The sequence below is a fragment of the Malaciobacter canalis genome (assembly GCF_008000835.1).
Taxonomy (GTDB): domain Bacteria; phylum Campylobacterota; class Campylobacteria; order Campylobacterales; family Arcobacteraceae; genus Malaciobacter; species Malaciobacter canalis.
Genome location: NZ_CP042812.1, coordinates 1,614,462 through 1,621,294 on the forward strand (window position 1 = coordinate 1,614,462; position 6,833 = coordinate 1,621,294).

Annotated in this window: 4 protein-coding genes; all 4 read right to left on the reverse strand. The window is 26.0% G+C overall.

Annotated elements, in window-relative coordinates:
- Window positions 1-186: 186 nt before the first annotated feature.
- From ACAN_RS08105 to ACAN_RS08120, 4 genes are read right to left on the reverse strand one after another with little or no spacing between them, the layout of a single operon-like run.
- Complete coding sequence (locus ACAN_RS08105; protein WP_099333388.1) at window positions 187-1,458, reverse strand: HlyD family type I secretion periplasmic adaptor subunit; 1,272 nt, start codon at window positions 1,456-1,458, stop codon at window positions 187-189.
- A 2-nt stretch (window positions 1,459-1,460) separates the two neighbouring features.
- Complete coding sequence (locus tag ACAN_RS08110) at window positions 1,461-3,581, reverse strand: type I secretion system permease/ATPase (RefSeq protein ID WP_099333389.1); 2,121 nt, start codon at window positions 3,579-3,581, stop codon at window positions 1,461-1,463.
- The gene (locus ACAN_RS08115) at window positions 3,582-6,074 is read right to left on the reverse strand and encodes an FkbM family methyltransferase (RefSeq protein WP_099333390.1); all 2,493 of its coding nucleotides are present in this window, start codon (window positions 6,072-6,074) and stop codon (window positions 3,582-3,584) included. It lies immediately after the preceding gene.
- Window positions 6,075-6,081: 7 nt separating this feature from the next.
- Window positions 6,082-6,765: a SapC family protein gene (locus tag ACAN_RS08120; protein ID WP_079577763.1), complete on the reverse strand. Its 684-nt coding sequence runs from the start codon at window positions 6,763-6,765 to the stop codon at window positions 6,082-6,084.
- Window positions 6,766-6,833: the final 68 nt, after the last annotated feature.

Sequence of the window (6,833 nt, forward strand, 5' to 3'; positions counted from 1 at the left end):
GAAAGGGTTGTAAACCACAGTCCCTTATTCTTTTTTAAATTTCTCAAAAAATTTTGAAGCATTTTTATAAAACTAAACATTTATATATTTCCCACCCTTATAATAACTATAATATGTTATAACAGTTTGTCTTATTATATTATTAAATAATTATTATTTTTTTTTAAGTTTTAAATTACTTGTAATTTATTGTTCACTTAAAGCATTTCTTTTTATATTTTTAAGAGGCTTTAAAATATACTCAATAATTGTCTTTTTTCCAGTCAAAATATTCACATTAGCAACCATTCCTGGAAGTATTGGAAGATCTGGCGCAAACTCATAATCATTTGCTCTTATTTTAGCTATATAAAAAACATTTCCACTTCTATCTTCAAAACTATCAGGTGATATTGAAACTAATTTTCCTTTTAATAATCCATATTTTGAAAAATCATATGCTGTTATTTCAATTGATACATCTTGTCCACTCCAAACCAATGCTCTATCTGAAGTTTTAATTTTAGCTTCAATAGTTAAAGTGTCATCAATTGGTGTAATTTCTGCCATTTTATCACCTGGCTTTACAATACCTCCAATAGTATGAAAATAGAGTTTATTTATTACACCATTTACAGGTGAGACAACAGATTTTCTTAAATCTCTATCTTTATTTGCTCTATTTTTTTCAATAAGTTTATTTATTTCTACTTTTAAAGAAGAGTATTGTTTTAAAAGTTTACTTCTTATTTCAGATTTTACACTTTCAACTCTTTTTTTTGCTTCTTCTATCTCTTCTTTTAAAATAGGCAATCTATTTCTTGTTTCATCAAGTCTTGTAACAATACTTTGTTTTTTTGATAGTTCAGATAAATACTCTTTTCTTGAAACTACTTTCTTTTTGTATAAGTTTTCTAAAATACTCATATTTGATTGAGCTAAATTAAGCTCCAAACTTAAATTATCAAACTTATTTTCAGCCTCTTTTAAAGCTAATTTCTTTTGAGAAACTTTATCTTTTTCTATCTCTATTTTTCTTGTTCGATTCACTAAATCTTCAAGAAAAATTCTTTTTTCATTTTCTATAATATCAGGAATTTTATCTTTCATTTCTTGTGGAAAAGTGATACTCTTTTTATTTGCAATAGAAGATTTTAATCTAATAGCACTTGCTTCAAAAGATAGAAGTTCAATCTCTTTTGTTTTTAAATCTGCTTTAAAAAAAGCATTTGAGAGATTATAAATTATATCACCTTTTTTTACTTTATCACCCTCAGTTAATAAAATTTTTGAAATAATTCCACCCTCAAAGTTTTGTAAAACTTTTGTTTGCCCAGAAGGAACTACTTTCCCCTCTCCTCTTACAACTTCATCAACCTCACTAAAACTAGCCCAAATTAAAAATATAATAAAAAATATCATTATAGGAATAACAGATACATAGTAATTCCATTTTTGTTCTTCAAATAATCTATTCATAATTAAATCTTCTTTTGTGATAATGCATTTAAAATCTTATCTTTAGGTCCATCAGCAACAATTTTCCCATTATTTAAAACTATTACTCTATCAACCATTTCTAAAGCTGCAAATCTATGAGTAATTACTATCAAGGTTTTATCTTGTGCGATTTTATTTACATGATTTACCAAACTCTTTTCTAAGCCAACATCAAGACCTGTTGTTGGTTCATCTAAAACTAAAATAGGAGGATTATTTAAAATTGCCCTTGCTAGTGCGACTAAATGTCTTTGTCCAACAGATAAGTTAGAACCTCTTTCACCAACTTGCAAGCCATCACCTTGACCGCTTTTTTTAACAAGCTCTTCTAATCCTATTATTTTAATAAGTTGCATCATTCTTTCTTTACTTATAGGATGAGACAATTCAATGTTCTCTTTTAAAGTTCCAGAAAATAAAAAAGGTTCTTGAGGCATAACTCCTATATTTTGTCTTAACTCAACAGGATGCATAGTTGAAATTTCATGTCCATCTAAATAAATACTTCCTTTAGTAGGAGCTTCTAATCCTGTAAGCATTCTTAAAAATGTACTTTTACCAGCTCCTGTTTGTCCAATAATACCTACTCTATCCCCTGCTTTTATTGTCAAATTAAATTCATCAATTGATGCATATTTACTATCTTTATAATAAAAACTCACATCTTTAAATTCAATATCTCCCTTAAGTTCTCCAACACCAACTTCAAGATTTTTTTCATTTTCAACTGGTAAATGCCAAAACTCATTGATATTGTTTAAAGACTCTTTTACCTCTTTAAATCTAATTACCATCATTGAAGTTTGTATTACAGGAACCATTGCACGGCTTGAAAGAATTGTAACAGCAATAAGTCCACCAATTGTTAAGTTTTTATTTGCTATTTCAAAAACTCCTACTACAATTACAAGCATTGTTACAAACTGAATTACTGTTTGTGATAAGTTCATTGAAAATACATTTAAAGACTGTATCTTTTGAGAAATAGAATCAGTAACTGCAACAATATTTCTCCAATTAAATAACTTTGTTGAAGTTGCATTTGAAAGTTTAATTATCTCACTTCCTTGAATAGTCTCAACTAAATAACTATGCTTAGCTTGTGTATTTTGAACATTTTTTTTACTCAAATTAGAGATTGGAATTTGCATAATTACATTAAATATTAGTATTAAAATAGCAATTGAAAAAGGAACAGCTGCAACAGCTGGTGATATAAGAAAAATCACAATAATAGCAATAAAGAAAAATGGCAAGTCAATTACTTGTAAAACAGATTTTGTTGCAAAAAAATCTCTTATTTGATTTAATTCTTTAAATAAATTTGCTTTAGAACCAACCAATAAAGTATCATATTGAGATTTTAAAGTTAACATTCTTTTCATTAACTCTTCTTCTAAATAAACCCCTAATTTTTTACCAACATTTTCTATTATATGATTTCTAACACTTTTAAAATAAACATCAAAAATCAAAATTATCACAACTCCGCTTGCAAGTACAAATAAAGTCTCAATTGCATTATTTGGAACAACTCTATCATAAACACTCATAGTAAATAAAGGAACTGCCAAAGCAAAAATATTAATAAATAAAGTTAAAATCCCAATTTCAATATATGAACGCCAAAAACTCTTTACTGGTTGCCAAAACCAATTGCCTGCTTTTGTATTAGTTATTAAATCACTTTTATTTTTATCTCTAAAAATCAAAATTGCTTTTTTATACTCTTTTAATTTTGAAGAGTCAATAGTAATAGTTTCATTTGTGCTAACATCTTTTAAAGATGCCTCTTTTACTTTATTTGTAAGAATAAAAGGTTTATTCTCTTTATCAAATATAATACAAGGCAAGAAGTGTTTAGGAATATCAAAAGCACTTATATCTTTATAAACTGCATAAAGTCCGACTTCATGAGCAACATCAATTGCAGTTTGATTTGTAAAGCCTTTTTCACTATTTGCGCTAAGTGTTAATATGGTTTCTAAAGAGATATCTCCAAAATAAAAATCTAATATATATTTAAATGAAAATAGTAAAGGATACTCTTTAGGACTTATTTTTTCATCTATATTTTCTAAATTATCTTCTATTTTTTCCAATTAAAACCTTATATCTTTTATCTTAAATTGTTTAGATAGTTTAGCGTAAAGAGACTGAAATACACTATCCCAAGATCTATTGCTTTTTTGTCTAAATAATTTAGCACTTGGATACCACTTTGTAGACTCTCCTTTGTTTGTCCATCTCCAATCTGGATACTTTTGTAAAGGGATCCAAACAGGTGCATTAATAGCACCACAAAGATGTGCAACTGAAGTATCTGATGAGATAACTAAATCAAGTTGTTTTATTAAACTTGCAGTTTTTGAAAAATCTGTTAATTTATCTGTTAAATCAATAATTCCATCTTCATATCCATATTTTTTTATATGTTCATTCTCTTTCCCAACTTGTAAAGAGTATAGATTTATTTTAGGATGATTTATCAAAGGTTCTAAATATTTTAAATCAAAAACTTTACCATCATAACTCTCACCTGTTATTGAAGCTGACCAACAAATTCCTATATCAATCTTCTTTTTATCTTTTTTGATTTTTAAAGATTCATCATCTAAGGCTTTTAAATATGGCATTTGTTTTGGCAAATCATTTAAAGATTTCATATTCAAAATAAAAGGCATACTCATAATAGGAAGATGATAGTCAAAAACAGGAGTATCTTCACTTCTATTTACTAAAATATCAATTTCTTCTATTGTTTTAAAAAGCTCTTTTAACTCATCTCTACACTTTACAGCTACTTTACACTTGAATTTTTCTTTTATTAAAGGTAAAAATCTAATAAACTGTATAGAATCACCAAAGCCTTGTTCAGAGTGTAAAAGTAAAATTTTACCTTCTATATTATCATCTTTTTTTAACATAGGTTTTGAAAATATATCTTTATATTTTACTATATGCCCTAGCATCTCCTCTTTTTTAAATCTCCATTCATACTCTTCAAAGCCCTCTTCAAATCTATTAAGAGTAAGTAAAGTAGTAGCTAAATCAAAGTGAGCATTTACAAAATCAGGACTTAATTGTATCGCTTTTTTATAATTTTTTATAGCCTCTTCATTTAATCCTTGATTTTTTAAACTACTTGCTAAATTTGAGTAAGCATTAGCTCCATTTGGTTCTAATTTAATTGACTTTTCATGAAGTTTTTGTGCTTTTTCATACTCATGAAGTTTATTATAAACATTTCCTAAATTTGTATATGCCCCTGCATTATTTGGTAATTTTTCTATTGCTATATTAAGGGCTTTAATAGACTCTTCATATCTTTTTTGTCTATTTAAAGCTGCACCTAAATTACTATAAACTTCATTATAATCTGGTTCAATTTCTAAAGCTAAACTAAACATATCACTTGATTCTTTGTATCTTTGCTGGTTATATAAGACAACTGCAAGATTATTTACAGCTTTTGCAAATTTTGGATTAATTTTTATGGCATTTTTATAAGCTTCAATTGCTTTATTATTTTCACCTAAACTTTCAAAAACCATACCAATATTATTATGAATATTATAATCATTTGGATAATATTTTAATGCAATTAAAAAAAGTTTCAATGCTTCATCATACTTTTTTAGATTTTTCAATAAACTAGCGAAATTAAAATATGTTTTAAGATGCAAAGGGTTAGATTTTAGTGCTTCTTGATATGAATTTACTGCTTCTTGCCATTTTTGTACTTTTATATAATCAAAAGCTAGTTTACAGAAATATTCTGCTTTCATTGGATGAAGATTTGTATTTATAACCTTTTGTAAAGAGTGTTTTTCTAAATCAAAAGAGAAATCTTTATCTTTTGGTAAACACAAAATATTTATTGAAATAAGATTTTTAAAAATATTATTTTTATTTTTAAAAAAGTTATTAGGGTTATATAAAGGTGGCAAATGCCAATAAATCTCATAACCTAATGCTAAAATATAATCTAAAACTCTTTGTGAGTGTTCAATCCTATCATTTTCTAAATAAAGTATTGGTTTATACTTTTTTATAAGATTTGAAGAACCTTTTAAAACATCATATTCCATTCCCTCAACATCAACTTTTATAAACTTTAAACTTGATAATTTATTTTCAAAAAAGTCTAAAGTTACTTGTTGAATCTCTTCACCATCTTTAACTTCTTTTAAAGATATTCCACCATAATTATTTTGCTTTGAGTAATCAAGTTTTGGAATATTGATTTGTTTATTTTCACTTCCAACAGCAAAATTATATGCATATACATTTGAAATACTATTTAAAGATAAATTAGCACAAAGAGTTTGAAAAACTACTCTTTGTGGTTCAAAAGCAAAAACTTTCCCAGTTTGTGTAACCATAGATGCTAATTCTTGTGTATGCACTCCTATATTTGAACCAACTTCAATTACAGTATCACCACTTAAACAAAAATCTTCAAAAAGATTTGTTTCAAAAAAAGAGTATTCTCCGTAATTTTCAATTGATTTCCCAATATATATATCATTTTGATTTATTAAACATAAACCATTTTTACCATTTATTAATTTATTAAATTTATCTTTTTGCATTAATTATTTATGCCTGAATAACTTTTTGAAAATTTGATAAAGATTTTACATGAGAATCAATAATTCCCATCCAACCTTTTTTTGCCCAAGAAGCAACAATTGAGTCATCTAATTTAATTAACTTTTCAATATTAACAACATAAAACTCTTCTAGAAATATTTTTTCTTCTGTTTCACTTATTTTTACTTTAAAATCTTTTTTTACAAGTAAATCATTTTCTTTCAACTCTTCTACTATCTTTCTTGAGATTTCTCTTTGTCTATTTACTTCTCGTATAAACTCAACTTTTGAATTTGCTTCTTTTGAAAGTTCATTATCTTTTGTAAAAATATCAATTTTCTTTTTTTTACTTACATATTTTGAGTTATTATCTATAGATATTAAACTATTATAATTACCATTTTCACCTTTAATATCTGCACTTAAAAATGGGTAAGTTCTAATAAAAGCAGGAATATATGCATTCTCTTTTTTATAAATATTTATTTCATTTGTTATTCCTGTAAAAGCTAAAAACTCTCCTCTTTCTAAAGAGCTTATAATAACTGGACAATCATGTGCTGCATTCCAAACTTCTGAAAATCCAAGAGGAACTAAACCTATATTTTTTGCAATATCAGTTACATCAACTTCATCAAATTTATAACCTTTAAATTTCTCTTTATCCAAAATTTCAATATTTTTAAACATTTTTTCTCCTATAATAAGTTTGATTATATTAGCATTTTATGCTATTTTTTTTACTTAAAAGCCTTGGG

What these genes read in the sequence shown, in the direction of transcription:
- ACAN_RS08105 (WP_099333388.1), bottom strand. Translation starts at nt 1,458, where the DNA reads ATGAATAGATTATTTGAAGAACAAAAATGGAATTACTATGTATCTGTT.
- ACAN_RS08115 (WP_099333390.1), bottom strand. Translation starts at nt 6,074, where the DNA reads ATGCAAAAAGATAAATTTAATAAATTAATAAATGGTAAAAATGGTTTA.
- ACAN_RS08120 (WP_079577763.1), bottom strand. Translation starts at nt 6,765, where the DNA reads ATGTTTAAAAATATTGAAATTTTGGATAAAGAGAAATTTAAAGGTTAT.